Origin of the sequence: Halorubrum depositum, from assembly GCF_007671725.1 — an archaeon.
GTDB classification, from domain to species: domain Archaea; phylum Halobacteriota; class Halobacteria; order Halobacteriales; family Haloferacaceae; genus Halorubrum; species Halorubrum depositum.
On record NZ_VCNM01000002.1, the window covers coordinates 820,015 to 845,462 of the forward strand.

General features: G+C 69.3%; 27 protein-coding genes. 5 read left to right on the forward strand and 22 right to left on the reverse strand.

Going from position 1 to position 25,448, the window contains the following annotated elements; translation table 11 throughout:
• Window positions 1-22 precede the first annotated feature (22 nt).
• The 5 genes from citZ to alaS form a co-directional block, all read right to left on the reverse strand.
• The gene (gene citZ / locus FGM06_RS11540) at window positions 23-1,177 is read right to left on the reverse strand and encodes a citrate synthase (protein WP_144799393.1); all 1,155 of its coding nucleotides are present in this window, start codon (window positions 1,175-1,177) and stop codon (window positions 23-25) included.
• A gap of 124 nt (window positions 1,178-1,301) precedes the next feature.
• Window positions 1,302-3,200, reverse strand: a complete 1,899-nt coding sequence (locus FGM06_RS11545; RefSeq protein ID WP_144799394.1) for a PINc/VapC family ATPase — start codon at window positions 3,198-3,200, stop codon at window positions 1,302-1,304.
• A gap of 136 nt (window positions 3,201-3,336) precedes the next feature.
• Window positions 3,337-4,053, reverse strand: coding sequence for a type 1 glutamine amidotransferase (locus FGM06_RS11550; RefSeq protein ID WP_144799395.1), 717 nt, complete (start codon window positions 4,051-4,053; stop codon window positions 3,337-3,339).
• Window positions 4,054-4,189: 136 nt separating this feature from the next.
• Window positions 4,190-4,996: an alpha/beta fold hydrolase gene (locus FGM06_RS11555; RefSeq protein ID WP_144799396.1), complete on the reverse strand. Its 807-nt coding sequence runs from the start codon at window positions 4,994-4,996 to the stop codon at window positions 4,190-4,192.
• A gap of 30 nt (window positions 4,997-5,026) precedes the next feature.
• Complete coding sequence (alaS, locus tag FGM06_RS11560; RefSeq protein WP_144799397.1) at window positions 5,027-7,807, reverse strand: alanine--tRNA ligase; 2,781 nt, start codon at window positions 7,805-7,807, stop codon at window positions 5,027-5,029.
• A gap of 139 nt (window positions 7,808-7,946) precedes the next feature.
• Between alaS and srp19 the strand changes: the two genes are divergently transcribed.
• Window positions 7,947-8,225: a signal recognition particle subunit SRP19 gene (gene srp19 / locus FGM06_RS11565; RefSeq protein ID WP_144799398.1), complete on the forward strand. Its 279-nt coding sequence runs from the start codon at window positions 7,947-7,949 to the stop codon at window positions 8,223-8,225.
• 2 nt (window positions 8,226-8,227) lie between these two features.
• The gene (locus FGM06_RS11570; protein WP_094526644.1) at window positions 8,228-8,458 is read left to right on the forward strand and encodes an H/ACA ribonucleoprotein complex subunit GAR1; all 231 of its coding nucleotides are present in this window, start codon (window positions 8,228-8,230) and stop codon (window positions 8,456-8,458) included.
• Window position 8,459: 1 nt separating this feature from the next.
• On the opposite strand, the gene FGM06_RS11575 is transcribed toward FGM06_RS11570, so the two are convergent.
• The 13 genes from FGM06_RS11575 to purE form a co-directional block, all read right to left on the reverse strand.
• Window positions 8,460-8,795: a hypothetical protein gene (locus FGM06_RS11575; protein WP_144799399.1), complete on the reverse strand. Its 336-nt coding sequence runs from the start codon at window positions 8,793-8,795 to the stop codon at window positions 8,460-8,462.
• A gap of 96 nt (window positions 8,796-8,891) precedes the next feature.
• Window positions 8,892-10,424, reverse strand: a complete 1,533-nt coding sequence (locus tag FGM06_RS11580; RefSeq protein WP_144799400.1) for an NADH-quinone oxidoreductase subunit N — start codon at window positions 10,422-10,424, stop codon at window positions 8,892-8,894.
• The gene (locus tag FGM06_RS11585; RefSeq protein WP_186311010.1) at window positions 10,417-11,949 is read right to left on the reverse strand and encodes a complex I subunit 4 family protein; all 1,533 of its coding nucleotides are present in this window, start codon (window positions 11,947-11,949) and stop codon (window positions 10,417-10,419) included. The genes FGM06_RS11580 and FGM06_RS11585 overlap by 8 nt, the downstream gene beginning before the upstream one ends.
• Window positions 11,946-13,988 carry an NADH-quinone oxidoreductase subunit L gene (nuoL, locus tag FGM06_RS11590; RefSeq protein ID WP_144799401.1) on the reverse strand — a complete coding sequence of 681 codons (2,043 nt, stop codon included), beginning with the start codon at window positions 13,986-13,988 and terminating at the stop codon, window positions 11,946-11,948. The genes FGM06_RS11585 and nuoL overlap by 4 nt, the downstream gene beginning before the upstream one ends.
• A gap of 1 nt (window position 13,989) precedes the next feature.
• Entirely contained in the window at window positions 13,990-14,310 is a 321-nt protein-coding gene (nuoK, locus tag FGM06_RS11595; RefSeq protein WP_144799402.1) for an NADH-quinone oxidoreductase subunit NuoK, read from the reverse strand.
• On the reverse strand, window positions 14,307-14,657 hold the full coding sequence (locus tag FGM06_RS11600; RefSeq protein ID WP_144799403.1) for a hypothetical protein: 351 nt from the start codon (window positions 14,655-14,657) through the stop codon (window positions 14,307-14,309). The genes nuoK and FGM06_RS11600 overlap by 4 nt, the downstream gene beginning before the upstream one ends.
• Entirely contained in the window at window positions 14,654-14,920 is a 267-nt protein-coding gene (locus tag FGM06_RS11605; protein WP_004049822.1) for an NADH-quinone oxidoreductase subunit J, read from the reverse strand. Before FGM06_RS11605 ends, FGM06_RS11600 begins: the two co-directional genes overlap by 4 nt.
• 49 nt (window positions 14,921-14,969) lie before the next feature.
• Window positions 14,970-15,431: a NuoI/complex I 23 kDa subunit family protein gene (locus FGM06_RS11610; protein WP_004596401.1), complete on the reverse strand. Its 462-nt coding sequence runs from the start codon at window positions 15,429-15,431 to the stop codon at window positions 14,970-14,972.
• A gap of 1 nt (window position 15,432) precedes the next feature.
• Window positions 15,433-16,506: a complex I subunit 1/NuoH family protein gene (locus FGM06_RS11615; RefSeq protein ID WP_144799404.1), complete on the reverse strand. Its 1,074-nt coding sequence runs from the start codon at window positions 16,504-16,506 to the stop codon at window positions 15,433-15,435.
• Window positions 16,506-18,170, reverse strand: a complete 1,665-nt coding sequence (locus tag FGM06_RS11620; RefSeq protein WP_144799405.1) for an NADH-quinone oxidoreductase subunit D — start codon at window positions 18,168-18,170, stop codon at window positions 16,506-16,508. The genes FGM06_RS11615 and FGM06_RS11620 overlap by 1 nt, the downstream gene beginning before the upstream one ends.
• Window positions 18,167-18,865: an NADH-quinone oxidoreductase subunit B gene (locus FGM06_RS11625; protein WP_006113007.1), complete on the reverse strand. Its 699-nt coding sequence runs from the start codon at window positions 18,863-18,865 to the stop codon at window positions 18,167-18,169. The genes FGM06_RS11620 and FGM06_RS11625 overlap by 4 nt, the downstream gene beginning before the upstream one ends.
• Entirely contained in the window at window positions 18,865-19,281 is a 417-nt protein-coding gene (locus tag FGM06_RS11630; protein WP_144799406.1) for an NADH-quinone oxidoreductase subunit A, read from the reverse strand. Before FGM06_RS11630 ends, FGM06_RS11625 begins: the two co-directional genes overlap by 1 nt.
• A 144-nt stretch (window positions 19,282-19,425) precedes the next feature.
• Window positions 19,426-20,043, reverse strand: a complete 618-nt coding sequence (purE, locus tag FGM06_RS11635; protein ID WP_144799407.1) for a 5-(carboxyamino)imidazole ribonucleotide mutase — start codon at window positions 20,041-20,043, stop codon at window positions 19,426-19,428.
• 121 nt (window positions 20,044-20,164) lie between these two features.
• Between purE and FGM06_RS11640 the strand changes: the two genes are divergently transcribed.
• Together FGM06_RS11640 and FGM06_RS11645 are read left to right on the forward strand one after the other, a co-directional pair.
• On the forward strand, window positions 20,165-20,434 hold the full coding sequence (locus FGM06_RS11640) for a type II toxin-antitoxin system HicB family antitoxin (RefSeq protein ID WP_144799408.1): 270 nt from the start codon (window positions 20,165-20,167) through the stop codon (window positions 20,432-20,434).
• 1 nt (window position 20,435) lies between these two features.
• Window positions 20,436-20,687 carry a type II toxin-antitoxin system HicA family toxin gene (locus tag FGM06_RS11645; protein ID WP_144799409.1) on the forward strand — a complete coding sequence of 84 codons (252 nt, stop codon included), beginning with the start codon at window positions 20,436-20,438 and terminating at the stop codon, window positions 20,685-20,687.
• Window positions 20,688-20,705: 18 nt separating this feature from the next.
• On the opposite strand, the gene FGM06_RS11650 is transcribed toward FGM06_RS11645, so the two are convergent.
• The gene (locus FGM06_RS11650) at window positions 20,706-21,887 is read right to left on the reverse strand and encodes a 5-(carboxyamino)imidazole ribonucleotide synthase (RefSeq protein ID WP_144799410.1); all 1,182 of its coding nucleotides are present in this window, start codon (window positions 21,885-21,887) and stop codon (window positions 20,706-20,708) included.
• A 131-nt stretch (window positions 21,888-22,018) separates the two neighbouring features.
• Between FGM06_RS11650 and FGM06_RS11655 the strand changes: the two genes are divergently transcribed.
• Window positions 22,019-22,243, forward strand: a complete 225-nt coding sequence (locus FGM06_RS11655) for a hypothetical protein (RefSeq protein WP_144799411.1) — start codon at window positions 22,019-22,021, stop codon at window positions 22,241-22,243.
• 37 nt (window positions 22,244-22,280) lie between these two features.
• Here FGM06_RS11655 and FGM06_RS11660 read toward each other — a convergent pair whose 3' ends face one another.
• The 3 genes from FGM06_RS11660 to FGM06_RS11670 all read right to left on the reverse strand — a co-directional run bounded on the left by FGM06_RS11660 (window position 22,281) and on the right by FGM06_RS11670 (window position 25,447).
• Window positions 22,281-23,015, reverse strand: a complete 735-nt coding sequence (locus tag FGM06_RS11660) for a hypothetical protein (RefSeq protein WP_144799412.1) — start codon at window positions 23,013-23,015, stop codon at window positions 22,281-22,283.
• 83 nt (window positions 23,016-23,098) lie between these two features.
• On the reverse strand, window positions 23,099-24,244 hold the full coding sequence (locus FGM06_RS11665; protein ID WP_144799413.1) for an FtsZ/tubulin family protein: 1,146 nt from the start codon (window positions 24,242-24,244) through the stop codon (window positions 23,099-23,101).
• A gap of 78 nt (window positions 24,245-24,322) precedes the next feature.
• Window positions 24,323-25,447 (reverse strand): AI-2E family transporter, encoded by a 1,125-nt coding sequence (locus FGM06_RS11670; RefSeq protein WP_144799414.1) that lies wholly within the window; start codon window positions 25,445-25,447, stop codon window positions 24,323-24,325.
• Window position 25,448 lies beyond the last annotated feature (1 nt).

Genomic DNA, 25,448 nt, shown 5'->3' on the forward strand with positions numbered 1-25,448 from the left:
CGTCGGGGTGCGCTGAGCCGCCCTACCGCTCGTCGATCGGGACGAAATCGGCGCTCTCCGGGCCGGTGTACCGAGCGCGCGGGCGGATGAGCCGGTTGTCGGCCTGGTACTCGACCATGTGGGCGATCCAGCCGCCGGCGCGGCTCATCGCGAAGATGGGCGTGTACATGTCGACCGGGATCCCGAGCGAGTCGTACACCGAACCGGAGTAGAAGTCGACGTTCGGCGCGATCCCCTTGTCGAGCAGTCCCTGGTCTGTCAGGTACTCCTCGATCGCGGTGGTGTAGTCGAGCCACTTCGCGTCGCCGGACGACTCCGAGAGGTCCCGCAGCTTCTCCTGGAGGATCTTCGCGCGGGGGTCTTTCACCTTGTACACGCGGTGACCGAAGCCGGGGATACGCCGGCCGTCATCGCGGGCGTCCTTCACCCACGAGACCGGGTCCTTCGACGACTCGTCGATCTCGTGGAGCACCTCCATCACGTCCTGGTTCGCGCCGCCGTGGAGCGAGCCGGAGAGCGCGCCGATCCCCCCGGTGACGCCGGAGTAGACGTCGGCCAGCGTCGAGCCGATCACGATCGCCGTGAACGTCGAGGCGTTGAGCCCGTGGTCGGCGTGGAGGGTCATCGCCATGTCGAACGTCTCCTCGCTGACGGCGTCGGGCTCGGTCCCGGTAAGCATGTAGAGGAAGTTCCCGGCGTACGAGAGGTCCGGATCCGGCGCCACGGGCGCCTCGCCCTGGCGCGCGCGCTCGAAGGCCGCGAGGACGGTCGGGATCTTCGCCGTGATACGACGGCCCTGCCGGCGGGCCGTCGCCGTGACATCGTCGTCGTCCTCCGCGTCCGCGTCGGGGTCGTACGCCGACAGCATGGAGGTCGCCGTCCGGAGGGCGGCCATCGGCCGCTCGCCGGCGTCGGCGAGGGTCCGGACCGTGTCGAGCACGTCGTCGTCGACGGCCCGCTCCGCGGCCAGGTCCGCGGCGAACGCGTCGAGCTCCTCGCGCGTCGGCAGCGAGCCGTGCCAGAGGAGGTACAACACCTCCTCGTAGCTCGCGCCGCGAGCGAGGTCCTCGATGTCGTACCCACGGTACACGAGCTTGCCGACCTCGCCGTCGACGTAGCTCAGCTCCGACTCCGCGACGAGGACGCCTTCGAGCCCGCGCTTTAACTCGTCTGACATGCTGTGACCTTCCGACCACCACCAAAAAAGCGTTATCTTTCAGGAGGGATAGAGTACGACGATCGACGAACCCGGGGGAGTCGAACGACGCCGTTGGAATCGGTGCGGGGCCACCCCGGCCGCGTCAGCGCGCCGGGACGACCGTGACGGTCCGCTTGCGGTCGATCGCGTCCTCTAACTCCTCGGCGATGGCGGACCCGCGGGACACCTGCACCTCGCCGCCGCGGCCGACGGTGGCGGTGAACAGGTACTCGCCGTCGGCGCGCACCTCCACCGTCTCGCCGACGCCGTCGTCGACGTCGATGACGACGTGCCGAGACGTGATCTCGGGCTGGACGACGGTGCCGCGCTCCTCGCCGACCTGCCCGCCGGACCGTCCGTTCCCGCCGCGCCCGCCATCGCCCGCGCCGCCGGCACCACCGGAGTCCTTCGGCTTCTCGTCGTGTGTGCGGACGTCGATCTCGATGCCGAGCCGGCTCTCGATGTCGCTGATGCGACCGCCCCCCTTCCCGATGACGGTGCCGATGTCTCCCTCGGAGACGTACACGATCGCCTCGTCGTTCCCCCTGAGCTCGACGTCGACGTGGCCGTGCGCGACCGACCGGATCTCGCGTTCGATCTCTTTCTTGGCGATGCGACCGACCCCCGTCTCGCTTTCCCCCTCGCCGTCCTCGTCGTCGAGCGGGACCGTGACGACCTGCCGGTTGAACGTGTAGATCTCGTACTCCGGCCGGCCGGTCTCGAAGTTCGACACCTGGATGACCGGGCGCGCGAGGTCCTCCGCGGTGAGCCCCGCGGGCACCTTCACCTCCGTCGTCACGTCGTAGACGGTGTGGACCTCGCCGGCCTCGATGTACACGACGGTGTCGACGATCTGGGGGATCATTCCCAGCTCGACACGACCGACGAGCCGCTGGAGCGCGTCGATGGCGCGGGAGGCGTGGACGACGCCGACCATGCCGACCCCGGCCATCCGCATGTCCGAGAACACCTCGAAGTCGTTCGTCTTCCGCACCTCGTCGTAGATGGTGTAGTCGGGGCGGACCAAGAGGAGGGAGTCGGCCGTGTTCTCCATTTCGCCGCCGAGCGCGCCGTACTGGGTGATCTCCGGGCCGACCTGGAGGTCGCGCGGCTTCTCCATCGTCTTCACCGCGTAGTCGTTCTCGTTTAAGAACTCCGCGACCGCCTGCGCGAACGTCGACTTCCCGGCGCCGGGCGACCCGGAGATGAGCACGCCGCGCTTCCGCTCTTTGAACCGCTCGCGGAGCTCGTCGGCGAACTCGTAGTCGTCGAGCGTCGTCTTCGCGATCGGTCGGACTGCCGTGATCTCGATCCCGTCCGCGAACGGCGGCCGCGCGACCGCGATCCGGTAGTTCCGGAACTGGACGATGTCCATGCCGTCGTCGGCGAGCTCGATGAACCCCTCGTTGGACTGGCGCGCCAGGTCGACGATCGCGGTCGCCCACTCGTCCATCTGCTCCTCGCTCGTCGGCTCCTCGTCGATGACCTCGTACCGCATCTCGCCGAGGCTCCCGCGCTTCGCCTTCGGCTTCGTCCCCGTCTTGAGGTGGACCGACATCGTCTCGTCGGTGAAAAAGTCCTGAATCGGGAGCTCGTCGACGACGCCGCGGGCGACCGGCTCGACGTACTCGACGTCGACCCCCTTCGCGCGGGCGACCTCCGCCTGCACCACGTCGCTGGAGAGGAGCGTGGCGCCGTGGTCGACGGCGAGGTCCCGGATCAGGGCGTCGACGTCGCCCTCGTGGGCGTGCGAGCGAGCGTCGCCGCCGGCGCGCTCGCCGACGTACCGCAGCTCGATCGTCCCCTCGTCGGCGAGGTCGGCGAGGCGCTTGAGCTCGCTCAGACCGTCCCACCCCGATTCGAGCCCGTCGTTCGCCTGCGACTCCAGCTCGCCGACGACGGCCTCGGGGACGAGCACCGTCGCCCCCTCGTAGGTCCCGTCCGCGACGCGTTCGGACACGCGGCCGTCGACGACCGCACTGGTGTCCGGTACTACGTTCATACCGCCGTTCCGGGCGGGAGCGGTATAAGCGTGTTCGACCCGGCCGGCACCCCCGTCCGCGGGGTCGAAACCGCTCCGCGACCGACGCGACGCAGACGAGAGAAGCGACCGACTGCGACCGTCGCGCCGCGGCCCCTCAGTCGTCGGCCGCCGCCCGCGACCCCCGTTCCGCCCGAAGCCGCCGGGCGTACTCGGTGAAGTTGTCGAACAGGCCCTTCACCTCGCAGGCGGCGTCGTGCGCCGCCGGGGTGATCGCCTCGAGGACGGCGTCGACCCGCGCGTCGCCGAGCCGCTCCCGTTTCCCCTCGGTGACCTCCCGAGCGGTGTCGACGTCGTACTCCGGGTGGAACTGCACGCCCCAGCAGTGGCCGTCGCGGAAGGCGTGGACGCCGTGGTCGTTCTCGGCGAGCAGCGTCGCGCTCGGCGGGAGCTCGACCACCGCGTCGCCGTGGGTGGTGAACGCGGTGAACTCCTCGCTCACCCCGTCGAACAGCTCGTCGTCGCCGCGTCGGCGCACCGAATTATACCCGATCTCGAAGCCGTCCATTCCCGCCACGCGTCCGCCGAGCGCCTCGGCGAGCACCTGGTGGCCGTAACAGACGCCGAGCACCGGGACGCCGGCCGCCGCGGCGTCCGCGACGTAGTCGACGAGCGCGGGGATCCACGCCTCGTCCCAGTAGACGGACGACCGCGAGCCGGTGACCACCACGCCGTCGAAGTCGGTGTGTTCGGGGAGGTTCCCCTCGGTCGCGTCGAACTCGACGAGGTCGGCGTCGAGCTCCCGCCGGAAGTTCCGCCGGGTGTCGGCGCCGTCGTGGGCCGCGTTCAGCAGGGCGAACCGAAGCCGTGTCATTGACCCCACCGAGGCGCGACGGACGCAAAACGGTTGCGGCGACGGGAAGCGCTACCGGCGTCGGGGAGGGCACGGTCGGGGGCACCCGGGAACGCGGCCGGGCGCGGTTGCGACGCTCGGAGAGCCGGGCCGGATCCTACCCCGAGAACGGGTCGGCACCGTGCTCCGCGAGCCACCCGGCCAGCGCGTCGTTGACCGCGGCCGACGCCTCGACGCCGACGAGGTGGCGCGCGCCCTCGACCGCGCGGAGTTCGCCGCGAGGGAGCCCCTCGGCGAGTGTCTCCGACGCCGGTGCCGGGCACACGGTGTCGTCCGTCCCGTGGACGACGAGCGTCGGCGTCGTGACCTCGTAGAGCCGGTCAGCGACGTCGAACGACTCGACGGCCGCGCGGTGGGCCTCGAACGTCTCGCGGCCGGCGTCCTCCGCGAGCCGCCACTCTGCGATCCGCCGGATCGCGTCGGGGTGCGTCTCGCGGAAGTCGACGGAGAGCAATCCGTGGAGCGATCCCTCCACCGCCGCGGGGTCCGAGGGGTCGGCCCACACGGCGTCGGGTTTGAAGGCGTCGCCGGAGGGCGGCGTGCCGATGACCGTCAGGCTCGCCGGGCGCGAGGAGGCGAGCGCGGCCGCGAGCGCGACCATCCCGCCGAGCCCGTAGCCGACGAGGTGGGCGTTCCGGACTCCCTCAGCGGCGCACACCGCGTCGACGTCGGCGGCGAGGTCCGCGACCGCGTACGGGCCGGGCGGCGCGTCGGAGTCGCCGACGCCGCGCGTCTCGGGCGTGATCACCGTGTGCGGCCCCGCGAGCGCGGCGTGCTGCCAGCCGAACTGCCAGGCGCCGAGCCCGACGTCGCCGCAGAAGACCACCGCCTCGTCGGGGGCGCCGGCGTCGGGCGCGTCGACCTCGTAGCGGATCGAGACGCCGCCGTTGTTCGCGTGTGGCATGTTGGGGAGTATCGGGCGCGAGTGCGTCGCTCAGGCCTCCTGCAGGTTCCGAAGCACGTCCGGCGCCGCCGCGAGCGCGTCGTCGAGGGCGTCGACGTCGGGGCCCCCGCCCTGCGCGAAGTCCGGCGGTCCGCCGCCGCCGCCGCCGACGCGACCGGCGAGCTCGGCGACGACCTGGCCGGCGTTGACGTCGACGCCGTCCGGGACGCCGACGACGAAGCTCGCGGAGCCGTCGGCCCCGCTGCCGACGACCGCGACCTTCCCGTCCTCGACGTGGGCGTTCGCGGTCGCGCGCAGCTCGTCGGCGTCACCGTCGAGCCGCTGGATCACCGCCGTGGCGCCGCCTAAGTCGACCTCTTCGACGTCGGCGCCGCCGGAGGCCCGCGCGGCCGCGAGCTCCTCTTTCAGGGACTCGATCTCCTTGCCCCGCGCCTTCCACTCCTCGAAGAACCGCTCGGCCGTCTCGGGGACGTCGAGCGGGTCGACGTCGAGCACGTCGGCCGCGTCGTACAGCGCGTCCTCCGTGCGCTGGGTCGCCTCGATCGCCGCGCCGCCCGCGGCGAACACGATGCGCTCGACGCCGTCCTGCACCGGCTCCGTCTTCAGCACCTTCACCGCGCCGATCTCGCCGGTCCGATCGACGTGAGTGCCCGCACACGCCTGCACGTCGGCGTCGCCGACGTGGATCAGCCGGACGTTCGTTCCCGGCGGGACGCCGCCCTGGTAGAGGTCGAAGCCGTGTTCGGCCTCGGCCTCGTTGCGGTCGGGCCACTCCTGGCGCACGGGCACGTCGTCGCGGACGAGCTCGTTGGCGACGCGTTCGATCCGCTTGACGTCCTCCCGGGTGATCCGGTCGTAGTGGCGGACGTCGAGCCGCGAGGAGTCGATCCCCTTCTGCGCGCCGGCCTGCCGGACGTGCTCGCCGAGCACCTGGCGGGCAGCATGGCCGATCAGGTGCGTCGCCGTGTGGTGCGCGCGGAGCCGGTCGCGGCGCTCGCCGTCGACCTGCCCCCTGACGAACTCGCCCTTGCCGGGGTCGGCGTCGGTCCGGTGGAGCACGACGCCCGCCTCCTCCTGCACGTCGACGACGTCGACCGTCGTCTCGCCCACCGTGAGCTGCCCGCGGTCGGCGGGCTGGCCGCCGCCCTCGGGGTAGAACATCGTCTGATCGAGAACGACGTCGTACCCCTCCTCGCGCTCGAACACGTCGAGGACGACCGCCTCGAACTCGGTGCGGCCCTGGTCGTCGTAGAACAGCTTCTCCGTCTCCGGGAGGCTGCCGAGCCGCTCGTCGGCCTCGTCCCCGGCCTCGTCGGCGTCCGCCTCCTCGTGGCGGTCGGCGACGAGCGCGTAGAAGTCGTCCGGCACGTCGACGGTCGCGCCGCGCTCCTCGGCGATGTCGGCGACCATGTCCGGCTGGATCCCGTGGGAGTCGTACAGCTCCAAGAGCGTCTCGGTCGGGATCGGCTCGCCGGTGCCGGCGTACTCGTCGGCGAGCGACTCGACCTTTCGGGAGCCGCGCTCGAGCGTCTCCCGGTACTTCCGCTCCTCGGTGCGGACGATCTCGCGGATCGTGTCGCGGTTCTCGTAGCCGAGCCGCTCCGCCTGCATGTCGACGAGCTCGTCGAGGGGGGCGTCGACGTCGACCTCGTCGACGAGCCGCTTCGTCCGCCGGAGCACCATCCGGGCGAGGTAGCCCGTGCCGACGTTCGAGGGGACGATCCCGTCGCCGAACATGTACGCGAGCGTCCGCGAGTGGTCGGCGATCGCGTAGATGGATTCGAGGGGCTCGACGAGCTCGCGGAGGCGGTCGACGTCGACGTCGAGCCGGTCGGCGATCTCGCCGCGCGCGGCCTCCACGTCGTCGACGTCGTCGATGTCGAGCCGCCCGGAGAGCTTCGCGGCGCGGTGGACCAGCTTCCGTTCCTCCTCGGTGTGTTCGATCCCCGCGTTCTCCTTCAGGAACTCGATCGCGTCGGGGTACACCGCCTCGTAGACGGTCGCCGTCCCCTGGCTCATCCACGTCCACCGCTCTAACCCGTAGCCGGTGTCGACGATGTACGTGTCCATGAACGAGTACGTGTTCCCGTCTTTCATCTCGTACTCGCCGTCGGGGTCCCGCTCCATGCACATGAAGACGAGCGTCGCCAGCTCGGCGCCCTTGTAGATCACTTCGATCGCCGGCCCGGCGTTGCCGCCGCCGACCCACGGGTCCTCGATGTAGGTGATCTCATCCAGATCCGCGCCGAGGCTCTCGAACAGCTCGTCGCAGTAGGCGACCGTCTCGTCTTTCCAGTACACCTCGCCGTGGTAGGCGTACTCGTCCTCGTCGACCTCCTCGCGCGTGTTGAACGCGTGGTGGGCCATCATCTCGAACGCCATCGTGTGCCGGCCCGTCTTGCCGACGTTGTCGATGTCCTGCATCCGGATGCAGGGCTGCGAGATGGTGAGCGGGTTCGCCGGCGGCGGCGTCCGCCCCGAGGTGACGAGCGGCTGGAAGTCGTAGATCGACGCCTGCGTCAGGAGGACGTCGTCGCGCCAGCGGTTCGCCGCGACCGGGTACGGGTCGATCCGCTCGTGGTCGTGCTCCTCGAAGAAGGAGAGGAACGCCTCCCGCATCTCCGACAGCGAGTACGGCTCCGGAAAGCCGGGGTCGTCGATGAAGCTGTAGTCCTCACAGGGCGGCTCCCCGCAGAGCTCGCGGTCGCCGTCCCGGGTCCAGAAGTGCGCCCCACAGGAGGGACACTCCTTCCGGACGAACCCCTCCTCCTCGAAGTAATCGAGGCGGTACTCCGCTTCGAGATCGCTCATTAGGGGAACGTGACCCGTGTTCGTGCAAAAGGGTTCCGGGGTGGGTCGCGGCCGAGCGCTCGAATCCGACCGCGCCCGAGTCGCCCAGCCGGCCGCGCGCGTCCGAAACGACCTTAGGCCGCGCGCTCGCCTCTCCGGTATGGTCGAGAACGTCGTCTATCCCGCGTACTTCGACGCCGAGCGGTCGCGATCGGATGGCCGCCGCGTTCCGATGGACCTCGCGATCTCCGAGCCCACCGTCGACGAGATCGCCAAGGCGGTCCAGCAGGTGGGCTACGACGCGGTGATCGAACGCGACAAGACGTACTCCCGCGAGTTCGAGCCGCGGGGCGCGGTGGTCGTGCGCGGCACCGAAGACACCGCGAAGAACGACCTCGTGCAGGCGGTCGCCGCCTACCTCGGGGTTATGCGGGAGTGACGATGCGACGCGTCGGTACCGTCGTCCGCACCGCCGGCGGGCTCGCGATCGCCCGCGGCGACCGCGGCGAGGAGCCCCCCCGGATCGGCTCGGCGGTCGTCGACGAGTCGCTGTCGACGGTCGGCCGCGTCGTCGACGTGTTCGGTCCCGTCGACCGGCCGTACGTGGCGGTCACCCCGAACGACGGCGACGGCCTCGCCGCGCTCGTCGGCGGGAAGCTGTACGCGCGCTGACTCAGTCTCCGGCCGACGCCTCGCTCGTTCCGGCCGCCGCCTTCCCTTTCCCGGCCGACGCGCCTCCGTCGACGACGTCAAAGTCCGCCAGCGTCTTCGTCGAGCGGACGAGCCGCTCCGAGACCATCAGCTTCTCCGTGCGGTCCAGCCGCGCCCAGTCGAGTTCCGCGGGCGGCGACTCCTCGAACGCTCGGAACTGCTGAAACACCGCGTCGTTGACGAACCGCTCGAACGAGCCGCAGTTCGGACACGTCACCGAGAGATGCGACGTGTCGAACTCCCGGCTCACGGTGTGATCCAGACAGTTCAGACAGCGGTACGTTCGGGTCCTGCTCATACACAAACGAAGGCGCCGGACGCGGGAATACCTGCGGGTACCGGACGGACGGTTACTCGGAAAGAACGAAGAAGCGGGGAGGGAACCGCGAGGCCGCTAGAACAGCGCCGACGCGGCCGCTTCGGCGGTCTCGATGACCGGACCGAAGCCGGGCAACAGCAGCACCGTCGCGACCGCCGCGAAGACGACCGCGGCGTACAGCGCCGTCGGCCGCACGTCGATCGCGTCCAGCGCGGTCGGCGACGCGGGGTCGTCGATGAACAGCGCCTTCACGACCCGGCTGTAGTAGTACAGCGAGATCACGCTGTTGACGGCGCCGATCGCCGCCAGCCACAGGAAGCCGTTGTCGATGGCGCCCATGAACAGGAAGTACTTCGAGAAGAACCCGGCGAACGGCGGGAGCCCGGCCAGCGAGAACATGAACACGGCCATCGCCGTCGAGGCGACGGGCGCGCGCTCGGCCAGCCCGGCGTAGTCCTCGAAGGTCCGGCCGACGTCCCACCGCTCCGCCATCGCGACGAAGAGGAACGCGCCGGTGTTCATGAAGCCGTAGACGAGCAGGTGCGCCATCGCCGCGCCCATCACCGCGCCGTTGCCGCTCCCGTCCGCGGAGAGCGCCGCGACGCCGATGAGCGCGTAGCCCGCGTGACCGATCGAGGAGTACGCGAGCATCCGCTTGACCTCCTCTTGGACCGCCGCCGCGAAGTTGCCCAGCGTCATCGTCACGGCCGCGAGGATGCCGAATGCGAGCACCCAGTTGATGTTCGCGGAGAGCGACGCGCCGACCGGGAACGCCTCCGTGAACACGCGGAACGCGACCACGAAGCCGGCCGCCTTCGACGCCGACGAGAGGAACGCGCTCACGGGCGCGGGCGCGCCCTCGTACGCCTCCGGCGCCCAGAAGTGGAACGGGACGGAGGCGGTCTTGAACGCGACGCCGCCGAGGATCATCACGATCCCGAGGCCGGCGATCCCGCTGCGGCTGCCGATCCCGTCGGTGTCGGAGGCGATGTCGCCGAGTACCCCGGCGACCTCGCCGAGCATCAGCGATCCCGTGGCCGCGTACACCAGCGAAATGCCGAACAGGAAGATCGCCGAGGAGAGCGCGCCAACGAGGAAGTACTTCAGCCCCGCCTCGACGCTCCCGCGGTTCTGCTTGAGGAACGCGACGAGCACGTACGACGGCAGCGACACCATCTCTAAGGCGACGAACACGACCGCCAGCGAGTTCGCGACCGCGAGCAGCGACATGCCGGTCGCCGCGAACAGCGTCAGCGAGTAGAACGTCGCCGGGTTCGGGTGGTCGTGGAAGTAGTCGTGGGCCGCGACGACGACGAGCGACGTCACGGACGCGAAGATGGCGGTGAAGAACAGCGCCATGGTGTCCACCTTGACCGCGTCGGCGAACAGCAGGATCGCGCCGCCGGTGTCGCCGCTCCCCGTGCCGGAGGCGACGAACCAGACTGTCGCGGCCAGCGACGCCAGCGCGCCGAGTGCGCTCACGACCGCCATAGAGGTGTTCGACCGGGTGTCGGGGCGGAAGGTGTCGACGAGCAGCAGCGCGAGCCCGGTGAAGCCGAGCAGCAGCACCGGCAGCAGCGCCGTCACCTGCGGGAGCGTATTAACCATCGACGCTCACCCCCTCGACCACGGGAACGGCGGCGTCGCGGATCATCTCGAAGAAGATGTCCGGCGCGACGCCGAGGACGATGATCGCCACCAGAAGCACCGCGAGCGGGGCGACGTCGTGGAACGGCGCCGGACCCACGTCGTAGTCGGTCGCGAGCTCGAACGGCCCGAACAGCGTGCTCTGCATCGCCGACAGTAGGTAGCCGGCGACGATGACGATGCCGAACATCGCGAGCGCCGTGAACAGCGGCGCGTACGGGAGCGCCGGCGCGGAGAACGAGCCCACGAAGATGAAGAACTCGCCCGCGAAGCCGGCCATCAGGGGGAGCCCCATGTAGCCGAACGCGCCGGCGACGAGGATGCCGACCGTGACAGGCATCCGGTCGGCCATCCCGGCCATGTCGCCGACCATCCGCGTGTGAGTCGCGTTGTAGACGACGCCGACCGCCATGAACATCAGCCCCGAGATGAGGCCGTGCGCGACCATCTGGAACGTCGCGCCGCCGACGCCGTACTCGGTGAACACGATGAGTCCGAGGATGACGTACCCCATCGACGAGACGGAGGAGTAGGCGACGATGCGCTTGAGGTCCTTCTGCGCGAGCGCTAACATCGCGCCGTAGATGACGCTGATGACGGCGATCGCCGCGATCGGGATCGCGAGCGCGGACGCCTGCTCCGGGAGCATCGTGAAGTTGAACCGGAGCAGCGCGTACGTCCCCATCTTCAGGAGGACGCCCGCCAAGAGCACCGACACGGGCGTCGGCGCCTCGACGTGAGCGTCCGGCAGCCACGTGTGGAACGGGACGATCGGGACCTTCACCGCGAACCCGAGGAACATCGCGAGGAACGCGACCATCGCGATCCGGCCCGGAGAGATGCCGAACCACGTCTCGAGGCCGCCGTTCGCGATCGCCGCTGTGATCTCCGGGAGCGCGAACGAGCTCACGGAGTCGCCGAGCGCGAACACGAGGCTCATGAACCCGATGAACATCAGCAGCGACGCCGCGTTCGTGTAGACGAAGAACTTGATCGCTGCGTACTTCCGCCGGGGGCCGCCCCAGATGCCGATGAGGAAGTACATCGGAACGAGGACGGCCTCCCAGAAGACGAACCAGAGGAAGAAGTCCAGCGCGGTGAACACGCCGAGGAGGTTCGCCTCCATGAACAGCATGAGCCCGTAGAACTGGCTCTGCCGCAAGTCGATCGGCGTCCACGCGCTGAGGATCGCCAGCGGGACGAGGAACGTCGTCAACACGACGAGCGGGAGGCTGATGCCGTCCAGCCCGACGAACCACGAGACCGAGCGGCCGCCGACTTCCAGCCACTCGATCTGCGTTTGGTAGGCGATCTCGCCGCCCGTGAGGGCGTTGCCGGAGCCGTCGAAGCCGGACCAGAGGTATAACGACCCGAGGAACGGGATCAGGCTCAGCGCGAACGCGAGCCGACCCGCCCACTCGTTCGGCGAGAGCATCACGAGGAGCGCGCTCGCGAACGCGACCGCGATGAGCGCCTCGACTATCACAGGAACCACCCCCCGGTGGCGCCGAGCACGAGAATCAGCGCGACCAGCCCCAGCGTGAGCAGCGCGGCGTACTGCGAGACGACGCCGTTCTGCAGCTTCCGGATCCGGTCACCGCCGATGAGACTCACCGAGGAGACGCCGTTGACGACGCCGTCGACGATCCCCTGATCGAAGGTGTCGGCGCCGCCGGCGACGTCCTCGGTGCGATACGCGAGCCATACCTGCAGTTCGTCGAGGTAGTAGTTGTTGTACAGCACGTCTTTGATCCCGCCGAGTTTCGCCGTGTGCTCCGTCGGCGACGGAACGTTGTAGAGCCGCCACGCCACCAGCAGACCGGTCAGCGCCAGTCCGAGCGAGACGGCCGCACCGACGAGCACCGTGGCGACCTCGCCGCCGACGATGTACTCGCTACTGTACGGTCCGATGTCGCCGTAGTGGTGCGAGGAGAGCCCCTCGATGCCGCCCCACTCGTTGTCGAGCCAGCGGTGGAGCAGGTCGATCCCCTCGAGGCCGAGGACCTTCTGGACCGGCACCATGTTGATGAGACCGGTGACGACCGCGAGCGAGCCGAGGACCGCCAGCGGCCCCTTCACGTTCCAGCGAACGGGTTCGGGGTCGCGCGCGGTGTCGCTACGCGGCTCGCCGTGGAAGGTCAAGAACACCATCCGGAAGGTGTAGAAGGCGGTGACGGGGACCGCGAGCAGCCCCATCAGGTAGCCGCCGAACAGCAGCGGCTCGCCGGGCGCGTGGACGAGCGCCTCGTAGAGGATCTCGTCTTTCGACCAGAAGCCGGCGAACGGGAAGATGCCCGCGAGCGCCAGCGACCCGGCCAGGAAGGTGTAGTAGGTGACGGGCATCTTCGATTTGAGCCCGCCCATGTCCCACATGTCCTCGTTGTGGTGCATCGCGATGATCACCGCGCCCGCGCCGAGGAACAGCAGGGCCTTGAAGAACGCGTGCGTGGTCAGGTGGAACACCGCGGCCACGTAGCCGCCCGCGCCGAGCGCGAGCATCATGTAGCCGTACTGCGAGATGGTGGAGTACGCGAGCACCTGCTTCAGCTCGTCTTTGACGACGCCCATCGTCGCCGCGAACAGCGCGGTGAAGCCGCCGATGAAGGCGATCACCGCGAGCGTCGTCGGCGTCAGCGCGTAGAAGCCGTACATCCGCGCGACGAGGTAGACGCCGGCCGCGACCATGGTCGCGGCGTGGATCAGCGCGGAGACGGGCGTCGGGCCTTCCATCGCGTCGGGGAGCCACGTGTGCAGCGGGAACTGCGCCGACTTCCCGACGACGCCGCCCAGAACGAGCAGGCCGACGACGGTGAGCCACGTCTGCAGCTCGACGCCGCCGGGCGTCCACGCGACCGACCCCTCGCCGGCGAGCGCCGCCTCGGCGAGCGCCGGGAACGACTCCGGCCCGGCGAACTGCGCCGTACCGAACGTCCCGATGACGGCGACGACGCCGACGAGGAAGAAGTAGTCGCCGAAGCGGGTGACGAGGAACGCTTTCTTCGCCGCCGACGGCGGGCCGGGCTCACGGAAGTGGAACCCGATGAGCAGGTACGAGCAGAGCCCGACGAGCTCGAAGAACATGAACGCCATCAGCAGGTTGTCGGCGACGACGAAGCCGAGCATCGACGCCGTGAACAGGCCGAGCCCGGCGTAGTAGCGCGGCAGGCCCGTCTCGCCCTCGTCGTTCATGTAGCCGAGCGAGAACACGTGCACGAGCAGCGCGACGAGCGTCACGATGACGAGCATGAGCGCCGACAGCGGGTCGACGAGGAGCCCGAAGGAGAGCTCGACGTCCGTCGGGCCGATCCCGCCGGCGCTCGCCCACGTGTAGATGGTTCGGTTCGCCGCCGCGCCGCCCGCGACCGTCGCGAGCACCCACAGCGAGAGCAGGAACGAGCCCGCCGTCGCCGCGATGCCGCCGAACGCGCCTCCCTTGGGGAGGTACTTGCCGGCGCCGAGCGCGATCAGGAACGAGAAGAACGGGAGGAGTACGATCGCCGGAACGTATGAGAACACGTCTATCATGTTACCACCTCATCTCCGTTGGGACGGTCACGTCGGTGACCCCGAAGTTGCGGTACAGCACCAGGATGATGCCGATACCGATCGCGACCTCCGCGGCGGCGAGCGCGATGACGAACAGCGCGAACACCTGCCCCGTGAGGTCGCCGTAGTACAGCGCGAAGGCGACGAAGTTGATGTTCGCCGCGTTCATCATGAGCTCGACGCTCATCAGGAAGTACAGCGCGTCGCGCCGCGTGAGTATGCCGAACAGGCCGATACAGAAGACGGCGGCCGAGAGCAGCAGGTACCACTCCGGCGGGATCGAGGAGGCGACGGCGGTCACTGCCGCTCACCTCCGTCGGTGAACGCCTGCCCCACCGCGGCGATGATCGAGCCGCCCTCCTCGCGTTTCGCCAGGTACACCGCGCCGTCGACGGCGACGTCGAGGGCGACCGCGGCGATCAGGAACGCGGCGAGGAACCCCTCGGAGGGGATCGTCGCGACGTCGTACTCGCCGAGGTTGAAGAGGGCGTACCCGATGTTGTGGACGACAGACGCGTCGGCCGGGAAGCCGGCTCCCGCCGACGCGAAGTCGGCCGAAAGCGCCGTCAGGGCCATCGTGGCGAAGAGAAGCCCGACCACAGCGGCGGGGACGACGCGTCCGCCCCGGCCCGAGTCGTCGTCGCTCATGCGCTATTCACCTCCGTTTCCGTGTCCGATCGCGTGAGCATCACGGCGAACGTGACCAAGATCAGAACCCCGCCCACGTAGACGAGGATCTGCATGGCGGCGATGAACTCCGCCTGTAACATCACGTAGTGCACCGCGACGCTCGTCAGGGCTCCGCCCAGCAGCAGCGCGGCGTGGAACACGTCGCGCGCCAGGACGACCCCGAGGCCGAACGCCAGCGTGACCGCGGCGAACAGCCCGAACGCGATGGTAGCATAAACCATTGTGTTTGTCTCCTATGAGAGTCCCTTTGAAGATTTCGAGACGCGCCCGCTACTGGTAGTCGACCTCGCCGTCGCCCTCCCCGATCCACGCGCCGCGATCGGGGTTCCGGGACTCCAGCGGGTCGATTCCCTTGTACCACGGGACGTTCTTGAGCTGTTCTTTGTTGAACACGAAGTCGTCCTTCGTGTCCGCGGTGAACTCGAAGTTCTGCGTCAACAGGATGGCGTCGACGGGGCAGACCTCCTCGCAGAGCCGGCAGTAGATGCACTGCCCGATGTGGAGGTTGTACTGCTCCCCGTTGCGCTGGTCGTCCTGCACGATCTGGATCGTGTCGTTCGGACAGACGTTCTCGCACTGGCGGCACCAGATGCACCGCTCCTGGCTGAACTTGTGGACCCCGCGGAAGCGCGGGCTCACCTCGGGCGCGTCCTCCGGGTATTCCACCGTGAACGTCGACCCGTCCAGCGCGTGTTTCATCGTCGTCGCCATGGATTTCATGAGTCCGATCATGTTACGCGATCACCCCCACGATTACGGCCGTGAGCACCAGGTTCGCGAACGACAGCACCAGCATTCCCTTCCAGCCGATCTCGATCAGCTGGTCGATACGGACGCGCGGCAGCGCGGCGCGGCACCACTGCGTGAACAGGAAGAAGCCCCAGATCTTCACCACGAACCAGATGAAGCCGATGCTCTCCGGACCGGGCCCGGAGGCGCCGCCGAGGAACGTCACCGCGAGGATCGCCCCGCCGAGGAAGATGTGGACGAACTCGCCGAGGTAGAACAGGACGAAGTACGCGGAGGAGTACTCGGTCTGGTAGCCGGCGACAATCTCCGTCGGCGCCTCCGGGATGTCGAACGGGTTCCGGCCGATCTCGGCCATGTTCGCGGTGAGGAACAGGACGAACGCGAACGGGTTCACGAAGGCGTACCACGCCGGGATGTCGATCCCGGCGATCGTCACCAGCGTCGTCGTCTGCGCGCCGACGATACCGCTCATCTGGAGCGTACCCGCGAACAGCACGACGGACATCGCCGTGACGATGAGCGGGATCTCGTACGCGAGGTTCTGCGCGACCGCGCGGAGCCCGCCGAGCAGCGAGTACTTGTTGTTCGACGCGTAGCCGGCCATCACCAGCGATATCGAGGCGATGGAGGCGAACGCGAACACCAACGCGAACCCGACTTCGGGGTCCGCGAGGTGGAAGTTGATCGGGCCGAGCCGGCCCATCGGAATCACGGCGAAGCCGAGCAGCGCCGACGCGGGCAGGATGATCGGCGCGATGTCCCAGGAAGGGCGGTCGACGCCCTCGGGGATGATCAGCTCCTTCGCGAGCAGCTGGACCGCGGACGCCGGGATGATCAGGAGGCCGAACGGCCCGACCCGGTTGACCGCGATCCGGTCGGTGAACGCCGCCGTGATCTTCCGTTTCGCCCACGGACCGGCGACGCCGGTGAACGCGAGGACGATGTTGCCGACGACGGCCGCCGCGATCAGCGCCGCGACGACCTCGCCGAGCACGCCTGGGAGCCCGAACGTCTCGGCGAGGAACTCGGGGAACAGCTGTGCGGGCGCCGTCCCCATTAGCGGTCCACCTCCCCGAGCACGATGTCGAGGCTCCCGAGCGCCGCGATGACGTCGGGGATGTACTCCCCGTTGGCCATCTCAGGCAGCGTCTGGAGGTTCGAGAAGCACGGCGACCGGATCTTGAACCGGGCCGGCTTGTCGGTGCCGTCGGAGCGGATGTAGATGCCGAGCTCGCCCTTCGCGGCCTCGACGGCCCGGTAGATCTCGGCGTCGTCGTCCGGGCGGAGCGTGCGGGGCACGTTCGCCTGAATCGTCCGCTCGTCCTCGGGCCAGTCCTCGAGGAGGTCGACGCACTGCTCGATGATCTTCGCGGACTCCTCGACCTCGCGCATCCGGACGAGCAGGCGGCTGAAGTTGTCGCAGCCGTCCTCGGTGACGACGTCCCAGTCGAGCTCGTCGTAGTAGCCGTACGGGTCGTCGCGGCGGAGGTCGAAGTCGATACCCGAGCCGCGGGCGACGGGGCCGGTCGCGCCGTAGTCCTTCGCGACGTCCGGCGGGAGGATTCCGGTGTCGATCGTCCGCATCTGGAAGATCTCGTTGGAGGTGACGAGGTTGTGGTACTCCTCGACGGACTCCGGCAGCTGGTCGAGGAAGTCGCGCGTCTTCGAGAAGAACTCCTCGCGGGGCTCTGGCAGGTCCCAGACGACCCCGCCGAGCCGGAAGTAGTTGAACATCAGCCGCTGGCCCGTCAGGTCCTCCAGCAGGTCCTGCACGCGCTCGCGGTCGTTGATGGCGTACATGAACGTCGCCGTGAAGTCGCCGTTCACGTCGAGCGCGAACGTCGCGAGCGCGAGCATGTGCGCGGCGATCCGGCACATCTCCGCGCCCATCGTCCGGATGACCTGCGCGTACTCGGGCACCTCGATCTCGGCGAGGTCCTCGGCCGCGCGGGCGTACGCCCACTCGTTGAGGAGCCCGGCCGAGATGTAGTCCCAGCGGTCCGGGTACGGCATGATCTGGTGGCGGTACGTCCCGGACTGCGCCATCTGCTCCTCGCTGCGGTGGAGGTAGCCGATGTCGGGCTCGACGTCGACGACCTGCTCGCCGTCGAGCGTCGTCTTCAGGTGGAGCACCCCGTGGGTCGCCGGGTGGTGCGGCCCGATGTTGAGGAACATCGTGTCGGACTCGCTGTCCTTGTGGTGCTCCTGCAGCGGGTTCGCGTGCTCCGGTAGCGTGGCGATCTGCGGCCGGTCCTTGTCGTAGTCCATCGACAGGGGGTGGCCCTGCCACGTCTCGGGAAGGAGGATCCGGCGCAGGTCGGGGTGGTCGTCGTACTCGACGCCGATCAGGTCGTACGCCTCCCGCTCGTGCCAGTCGGCGGTGCGGAAGACGGGCTCGGCCGACTCCGAGACCGGGTCGTCCTTGTCGGCGGGGACGACGACGCTGACCTCCTGGGTCGGGTCGTCGAACTTCTTCAGGTGGTAGATCGACTCGTAGCGGTTCTCGTACTCCTGGGCGGTGACCACCGAGAGGTGGTCGTACCCCGCCCGCTCTTTCAGGATCGAGAGCGTCTCCTGGACGGCGTCCGGGCGGATGACGAAGCCGGGCGCGTTCAGGTGGTCGTCGCGCTTGACGACGAGGTCGCCCAAAAGCGCCTCCAGCTCGTCGGGGGTGCGCTCGATCGCCGCGTCGTCGGTGGTGTCCGGTCGTTCGAGGCTCATGGCGAATCAGCGAAGTTGTACCGCATGACGAGTTCGTCGTCGTCGATCTGGTCGGCGAGCTTGTCGACGAGCTCGTCGCGTTCGAGGTCGGAGAACTCCTCCAGCTCGTACGGTTTGACCGTCACGGGGGCGGCCTCGCCGTTGGCGACGCGCTCCTGGAGCTTCACGACGCCGTAGACGAGCGCCTCGGGACGGGGCGGGCAGCCGGGGACGTGGATGTCGATCGGGATGACCTCCTCGGCGCCCTTGATCACGTTGTACCCCTCCTGGAACGGGCCGCCGGAGATGGTACACGAGCCCATGCCGACGACGAACTTCGGCTCGGGCATCTGGTCGTAGACGCGCTTCATCCGCGGCGCGAACTTCGAGACGATCGTCCCGGGGACGATCATCACGTCGGCCTGCCGCGGCGACGCGCGGGGGACCCCGCTCCCGAACCGGTCGAGGTCGTGTTTCACGGCGTAGGTGTGCATCATCTCGATGCTGCAGCAGGCGATGCCGAACTGCAGCATGAACATCGAGGAGCCGCGACACCAGTTCAGGAACTTGTCGAACTTGGTGAGGATGAACGGCGAGGAGCCGAACGCCTCGCGGAGGCGGGAGTTGAACCGGTCTCCCTGCCCGGTCATCCGGGCGTCCCGAGTTTCAGTTACGACCTGCGATTCGTCGGTGATAAATGGTTGATCGCTGCTCATTAATTGAGGTCACGCTCCGTTTTCCGTCTGGTCGCGCGGGGGCTCCGGGCCCAGCTGATCGCCCCCGACCGCCACGCCCAGACGAGCCCGATCGCGAGGATCCCGACGAACGCCAACATCGGCCACATGAGGGCGGTCATCGGCACGCCCGCCTCGATCGCCGGGCGGTAGATGACGGCCCACGGGAACAGCAACACGGTCTCGATGTCGAACACGACGAACAACAGCGCGACCATGTAGTACTGGATGTTGAACCGGATCCGGGTCCCGCCCGTCGGGGTCTCGCCGGACTCGTAGGTGGTGCTTTTACCGGTCTCAGGCACGCTCGGACGGAGTAACGCCGACACGGTCATCATCCCTATCGGGATGAGCAGGCCGACGGCCGCCAAGGCGCCGATCGCTATCCAATCGCTCATATAGGTCTCCGTAACGTGCGGGGATTTGGACCGCCCCCTCATAAGCGTTGAGTCTTCACCGCAACGCCCCCACGCCGCCGAAAACGACGGCGAGCGGTCCGGACGGGGGATCGGCTCGGGTGTCGTCTCGGCGGTCCGGCCCTCCTACGAGTCGTCGCGCTCGCGGAACCCGTCGATACCGAGGTCGTGGAGCTCGGCGGAGACGTCGGCGACGCCGCCTTTGAGGTCCTCGTGGTACGCGATCAGCCGCTCCTCGATCGCGTCGTGCTCGCGCGCGAGCACCTGCGCGGCCGATAGGCCGGCGTTGAACGACTTCCCGGCGTCGACGGCGACGATCGGGGCGCCGGTGGGCATCCCGATCACGGAATCCACCGACTTCTCCTGTACCGGGACCCCGATGACGGGGATCGGGTACGCGATCGACGCGGTCATGTTCGGGAGGTCGGCGGATTTCCCGCCCGCGCCGGCGATCACGACGTCGAGCCCGCGGTCGGCGGCGGTCTCCCCGTACGCGTACATCAGTTCGGGAGTGCGGTGCGCGGAGACGACGTAGCTCTCGTAGGTGAACCGGGCGTCCGGCGCCTCGTCGAAGTCGGTCTGCTCCGCGAAGCCGAGCTCGTCGAGCGCGTCGTACGCGCCCTCCATGACGGGGAGGTCCGAGTCCGAGCCCATGACGATCCCGACGTCGGGGGTGGTCTCCGGATCGGCGTCGGCCGCCGCTTCCGCTTCGAGCCGGTCGATGAGGTCCTGCACCGTTGGCATGGACGGTGGTTCGGCGGAGGCCGATAAGGAAGTGCCGGATGTGCGGCCGCGGGGGACACTTCCAGTCCCAGCGATTCATCTGCCCAACCCTTATCAACGAAATCGCACGAATAGTACGGTAATGGCGAGCTCGACGGAAAACGGGACGGACCGCGATGGCGAGATCCGACTCTGGCGGGAGGACGACTGGTGGATCGCCAGAGACGTTGGGACGGGCGTCACGACGCAGGGAGCGTCCCGATCCGACGCGCTGGAGAACCTCGACGAGGCTGTCGCGCTTCGTCGGGGAGAGATCGGCCGGGAACCGACAGACGAAGAACTCCGGGAGGTCGGGATCGATCCCGATGGGAACGCGACGGGAGAGGCGGAACCTCCCGACGTCCTCGAGTAGCGTGGCGAGACGCACGTTCTCCGGACAGGAGGTCGTGAAGGTACTCGTCAACCGCGGCGGGTTCGAGTGGCGACGGACCGCCGGCGACCACGCACAGCTCTACTACGAACACCCGACGAATGATGCGGACAGGAGGCAGGTCACGGTCCCGTTACACGACGAACTTCGAGCGGGAACGCTCAGGGACATCGCCGAGAGCGCAGGAGCGCGCGACTTCGACGCGTTCTGCGCGTGGATCGCCCGGAACTCGTGATGATCGACCGACCCGCAGCTACACGTCTCGGAACGTCAGCCCGTCGCGGAGCTCGCGCGCCCGCGAGAGCAGGGCGTCGCGGTCGGTGTCACCGGGAGCGTCCGCGTCGTCGCGACCGGCCGTCGCCGTCAGGTGACCCATCTTCCGGAGCGGGCGCACGTCGTCTTTCCCGTACCAGTGGAGGTCGGCGTCGGGCGCGTCGAAGACGGTCTCGACGTTCCGGAGCATCGCGGGTTCGGTCTCGTCCACGTCGCCGAGGACGTTCGCCGTCACCGCCGGCGCGACGAGGTCGGTCGGGCCGAGCGGCCATCCGAGCACCGCGCGGACGTGGTTCTCGAACTGCGACGTCCGCGCGCCCTCGATCGTCCAGTGACCGGAGTTGTGGGGGCGCGGCGCGATCTCGTTGACGAGGACCACCCCCTCCTTCGTCTCGAACAGCTCTATCCCGTAGACGCCGCGCCCGTCGAGGAACTCCAGCACGTCGCCGGCGACCGACTCGGCCTCGGCGACGACCGCGTCGTCGGCGCGGGCGGGCGCGACGCTCTCGCGGAGGATCTCCTCGCGGTGGATCGTCTCCGTGACGGGGTACGTGCGCGTCTCGCCGTCGGCGCCCTTCAGGCCCATCACGGCGATCTCGCGCTCGAAGTCGAGGAGCTCCTCGGCCATCGCGTTCCCGCCGACCTCGTCGAGGGCGTCGGCGGCGTCGTCCGGGTCCTCCACGGGGACGTTCCCGCGGCCGTCGTAGCCGCCCTCGCGGGCCTTCAGCATGACGCCGCCGAACTCCTCGACGACGCGTTCGAGCCCCTCGGCGGTCGCGACCGCGACGAACTCCGGGACGGGGATGCCGGCGTCGGCGAGCGCCTCCTTCTGCACCAGCTTGTCCTGGATCGTCTCGAGGGTCGCGGGGTCCGGCTGGACCGGCACGTCGTGCTCCGCGCTCGCCTCCGCCAGCAGGTCCGGGTCGGCCAGCTCGATCTCGAAGGTGAGCGCGTCGACGCGGCTCGCCAGCTCGTGGACCGCGTCGGGGTCGTCGAAGTCGCCGACGATCTGGTCGCTGACGACGGGGGCGGCCGGGCAGTCCGGCGTCGGGTCGAGCACGACGACCTCGACGCCGAGCCGCGCGACCGCCTCGCCCATCATCCGACCGAGCTGTCCGCCGCCGACGACGCCGAGCGTCGGCCCCGGGAGAGTGATCGACATACGCGGTCGCTACCCGACGTTACTGCATAAATATTCCCACATCGGACGAAGAAATACGCACGAACATGGACACCGTCGAGCGACGGCGGCGGCCACGAACCGTTTTCCGTCCGGGGGTGCTCCCCGTTGGCGTGACCGCAATAACGGGACTTTACGACCGGGTCGACGGGTGGGCGCGCGGCCTCTCTCGCGGACGGTACGCGGCCCTGTTGGGGGGCTCTGCGGGCGTCGGCGTGCTCGCCGTCGGCCTCGTGTTGAACGGGGACCTCCTCGTCGTCCGCGCCCTCACGATGGCGCTCGTCATGTTCGGCCTGGAGTACACGTTCGGCGCCTTCAGCGGGTCGGGAGGTAAGTGAGAAAGAGGCGGGTGAGGGGACGCCGAGCGGGGGCTCCTCAGAGTTCGACCGTCGCCAGGTCGCTCTCCAGCTCGTCGACGAACTCGTTGTACGCGTCGACGAACCCCCGGAACGAGTCGGCGTACTCCCGGACGTCGGCCGCGGAGGGCGCCTCGTACTGCGAGAGGAGGTAGAGGCCGCCGGAGCCGCCGACGCGGAGGTACGAGACCGTCCCCTCGTCCCACTTCAGCTCCCAGCGGTCGCCGTCGACGCGGGCGGTGTACGTCCCGTAGTCGTCGCCCTCGTACCGATATATCTCGCCCGCCATGACGGCGCAGGCCTCGCGGATCCGGTCCAGCACGCGGTCGCGCTCGGCGACGACCCCGTCGGTCGAGGCGGGCTCCGGAAACTCGGCGCTCACCCCGTCGAGGACGCCCGACAGCGACGCCACGTAGTCGTTCCAGGCGGCGACGAGGTTCGCGTAGTCCTCGAGCGCGGCCGCGAGGTCCTCCGGGTCAGGCGGCTGCTTCGTCGAGATCACGTACACGTCGGAGCCGGACTTCGGCGAGAACAGCAGGAACTCCAGCTCCCCGGCCTCGTGTTTGACGGTCCACGTCCCGCCCGGCGTCGACAGCTCCCGTCGGCCGTAGTCGCCCCCCTGGAGCTTCGCGAGCTGGTAGGCGATGGTCCCGGCGTGGTCGCGGACCGCGGCGACGATCTCGTCGCGGCGGTCGGCGACCGCGTCCGCGTCGCGCACGTCGAGGTCGAGCCCGAGGTCGGCGTGGGTGGTCACGGCCGATCTGGGCGCCACAAGGGGTTAATCGGTTCGGGTCCGGGGTCCGGCCCGCGCCCCGAGGTCCGGGCCCCGACCGGGAGTCACGCGATCGACTCCCGGATCTCCCGGACTCGCGCCGGCTCGTCGACCCCCGAGCGCAGCACGACGGCGAAGACGGCCTCGGCGTCCGGCTCCGGCGCGTCGCCGCTCAGTATCGCGTCCGAGCCGGTCTCCTCGGCGAGCCACCGCCGCCCGTCGGCGATCGCCTGCCGGTTGAGCCACGCCGGCGGCCCGCCGACGACGAGCAGCGTCCGGTCCGCGCGTCCCTCCGGGACCTCGACCGTCGACTTCCCGCGGGCCGCCTTCCGGATCGTCGTCTCGATCGCCGACACCGCTTCGCCGGTGTCGACCTCCGCGGGCTCGCTCGAGCCGAACAGTCCGAGCCCGAACCGCGACCCCGATTCCGGGGGTTCGACCGCCTGCGTCGCGTGGCCGATCGCGGCGATCTCCCCGTCGTCGCCGACCGCGCGGGCGACGTCGCTCGCGTCGAGCACCTGCTGCGGGGTCGACTCAGCCTCCCCCGCCTCGCCGGCGCCGAACAGCGCCGCGATCCGGTCGGCGACGACGCCGTTCAGCCGGTCTCTGGCGTCCGGGAGCGTCTCGCCCGGGCGGAGCCACGCGTCGTTGTCGAACGGGAACAGGGCCGCACAGGGGTCCGAGAGGCCGTCAAGCGTCCGAGCGGCGTTCTTCTCCGCGAGCGGGCGCCGGGGCGCCCGATCCTCGGGTTCGGTCGCGCTCCCGCGGACGGGGTCGACCTCGCTCGACGCCGACTCCGCCGGCGTCGGGAGCAGCCCGACGGCGTACACCGGGACGTCGTAGAGGCGCGACAGCTCCCCGGCGAGCGCCGGCGCGGCCCCGGCCCCCGCGCCCCCGCCGAGGCCGACGACGAGCAGGAACGCCTCCGCGGCCGACGGGCTCTCGTCGTCCATGACGCGGCCGAGCTCGCTCGCGTGGGCGTCGCCGAGCCGCCGGGCGGCGTGGAGGTCTCCGTCGAGTCCGCTCCCATCGGCCGCGTCGCCGAAGCGGTAGCGCCGCGACTCGTCGAGCGACCGGAGGGCGTCGAGGGCCGCCGCGTCCGTGTCGAACGCGTTGAGTCCGTGAAGGAACCGGTCGCCGCCGTGGTCGGCCGCGAGCCGGTCGGCGATCCGGCCACCGGCGCCGCCGAGACCGATGACGTGAAGGCGCATACGTCACTCCGGTCGGCGAGCGGGGGCTTATCTCTTCGGCTCGGCGGTGCCGGAGAGCCCCCGCTCCGCGCCCGGCGGTCAGAACTCGTCGAGCCGCCGTTGCCCTCGGGGGACCGGCGCGAAGCGCCCTTCGGAACCGGTCGCGTCCGGGTCGCCGCCGAGCAGCCGGATCAGCGCCGTGTCCGCGAAGGTGAGAGCCAGCACCAACACGATCGGCGCGAGGAACAGCCCGTGGAAGCCGAAGACGACGGGCCCGAAGATGTACGCGAGCATGAGCAGCCCGACGTGAGTCGTCTTCCCGCTGAAGTACGGTCGGAGCACGACGTCGGGGATCGTGTCGACGACGACCGCCGCGACGACGAGGAAGCCGGCGACGTAGGCGAGCAGCGCGAGGTCGCCGCCGCCGAGGACCGTCGGCACCGCGGTCACCGCCGCCAGCGGGACGTACACGATCTTCATTCCGATCACCGGAATGAGGCTCGCGATCCCGGTGAGCGCGCCCGCGAGCGCCGGATACGGAACCTCCACGGGCGCCGGCGCGACCACGTTGTAGGCGGTGTAGGTCACGACGGCGATGATCGAGATGGCGATGACGTTGAGCAGGTTCCCGTACAGCACCGCCTCCAGCTCGGCGTCGGCCGTCTCGAGGTACTCCCGGACCACCGCGTCGTCGTCGAACGTGAGCAGCCACTCGTGGAACTTCGAGCCGTCGAGCAGGAGGTAGTACGTGACGACGACGACGATCAGGAGGTTGAGGGCGAGGCCGCCGAGCGTGCTCGCCAGCAGCGGCGCCTGCTCGGAGACGAACTCGATCAAGGGGTCGAGCTGGCCCGAGCGGTAGGCGGCGACGACCCCGTCGAGCGTCGGATTCGAGAGCTCGGCCAGGTCGCCGACCCAGGAGTTCTCGGCGCCGACCGCCTCGGCGACCGGGTACTGCTCGATGAACCGACGCGCCTCGATCAACACCAGCAGCACGGTGTAGCCGATGAGCCCGATCAGCGGGACGCCGATGAGCGACAGGGAGAGCGCGGCCCGGACCCGTGCGGGGAGCCGGAAGCGTTCGAGCCGGTGGAAGAGCCGTCGCGTCGAGTAGTACAGGAACACGGCGACCGTGAGCGGGGCGACGAACCGGTAGCCGATGAATCCGACGATGAGCGCGACCGCGAGGCCGAAGAGGGCGATGACGAACCGCTTCTCGTCCATG

What these genes read in the sequence shown, in the direction of transcription:
- FGM06_RS11575 (WP_144799399.1), bottom strand. Translation starts at nt 8,795, where the DNA reads ATGAGCAGGACCCGAACGTACCGCTGTCTGAACTGTCTGGATCACACC.
- FGM06_RS11610 (WP_004596401.1), bottom strand. Translation starts at nt 15,431, where the DNA reads ATGATCGGACTCATGAAATCCATGGCGACGACGATGAAACACGCGCTG.
- FGM06_RS11555 (WP_144799396.1), bottom strand. Translation starts at nt 4,996, where the DNA reads ATGCCACACGCGAACAACGGCGGCGTCTCGATCCGCTACGAGGTCGAC.
- citZ (WP_144799393.1), bottom strand. Translation starts at nt 1,177, where the DNA reads ATGTCAGACGAGTTAAAGCGCGGGCTCGAAGGCGTCCTCGTCGCGGAG.
- FGM06_RS11580 (WP_144799400.1), bottom strand. Translation starts at nt 10,424, where the DNA reads ATGGTTAATACGCTCCCGCAGGTGACGGCGCTGCTGCCGGTGCTGCTG.
- FGM06_RS11640 (WP_144799408.1), top strand. Translation starts at nt 20,165, where the DNA reads ATGGCGAGCTCGACGGAAAACGGGACGGACCGCGATGGCGAGATCCGA.
- FGM06_RS11570 (WP_094526644.1), top strand. Translation starts at nt 8,228, where the DNA reads ATGCGACGCGTCGGTACCGTCGTCCGCACCGCCGGCGGGCTCGCGATC.
- FGM06_RS11550 (WP_144799395.1), bottom strand. Translation starts at nt 4,053, where the DNA reads ATGACACGGCTTCGGTTCGCCCTGCTGAACGCGGCCCACGACGGCGCC.
- FGM06_RS11650 (WP_144799410.1), bottom strand. Translation starts at nt 21,887, where the DNA reads ATGTCGATCACTCTCCCGGGGCCGACGCTCGGCGTCGTCGGCGGCGGA.
- nuoL (WP_144799401.1), bottom strand. Translation starts at nt 13,988, where the DNA reads ATGATAGACGTGTTCTCATACGTTCCGGCGATCGTACTCCTCCCGTTC.
- FGM06_RS11615 (WP_144799404.1), bottom strand. Translation starts at nt 16,506, where the DNA reads ATGGGGACGGCGCCCGCACAGCTGTTCCCCGAGTTCCTCGCCGAGACG.
- srp19 (WP_144799398.1), top strand. Translation starts at nt 7,947, where the DNA reads ATGGTCGAGAACGTCGTCTATCCCGCGTACTTCGACGCCGAGCGGTCG.
- FGM06_RS11620 (WP_144799405.1), bottom strand. Translation starts at nt 18,170, where the DNA reads ATGAGCCTCGAACGACCGGACACCACCGACGACGCGGCGATCGAGCGC.
- FGM06_RS11665 (WP_144799413.1), bottom strand. Translation starts at nt 24,244, where the DNA reads ATGCGCCTTCACGTCATCGGTCTCGGCGGCGCCGGTGGCCGGATCGCC.
- FGM06_RS11625 (WP_006113007.1), bottom strand. Translation starts at nt 18,865, where the DNA reads ATGAGCAGCGATCAACCATTTATCACCGACGAATCGCAGGTCGTAACT.
- FGM06_RS11630 (WP_144799406.1), bottom strand. Translation starts at nt 19,281, where the DNA reads ATGAGCGATTGGATAGCGATCGGCGCCTTGGCGGCCGTCGGCCTGCTC.
- FGM06_RS11670 (WP_144799414.1), bottom strand. Translation starts at nt 25,447, where the DNA reads ATGGACGAGAAGCGGTTCGTCATCGCCCTCTTCGGCCTCGCGGTCGCG.
- FGM06_RS11605 (WP_004049822.1), bottom strand. Translation starts at nt 14,920, where the DNA reads ATGGTTTATGCTACCATCGCGTTCGGGCTGTTCGCCGCGGTCACGCTG.
- FGM06_RS11600 (WP_144799403.1), bottom strand. Translation starts at nt 14,657, where the DNA reads ATGAGCGACGACGACTCGGGCCGGGGCGGACGCGTCGTCCCCGCCGCT.
- purE (WP_144799407.1), bottom strand. Translation starts at nt 20,043, where the DNA reads ATGCCAACGGTGCAGGACCTCATCGACCGGCTCGAAGCGGAAGCGGCG.
- alaS (WP_144799397.1), bottom strand. Translation starts at nt 7,807, where the DNA reads ATGAGCGATCTCGAAGCGGAGTACCGCCTCGATTACTTCGAGGAGGAG.
- FGM06_RS11545 (WP_144799394.1), bottom strand. Translation starts at nt 3,200, where the DNA reads ATGAACGTAGTACCGGACACCAGTGCGGTCGTCGACGGCCGCGTGTCC.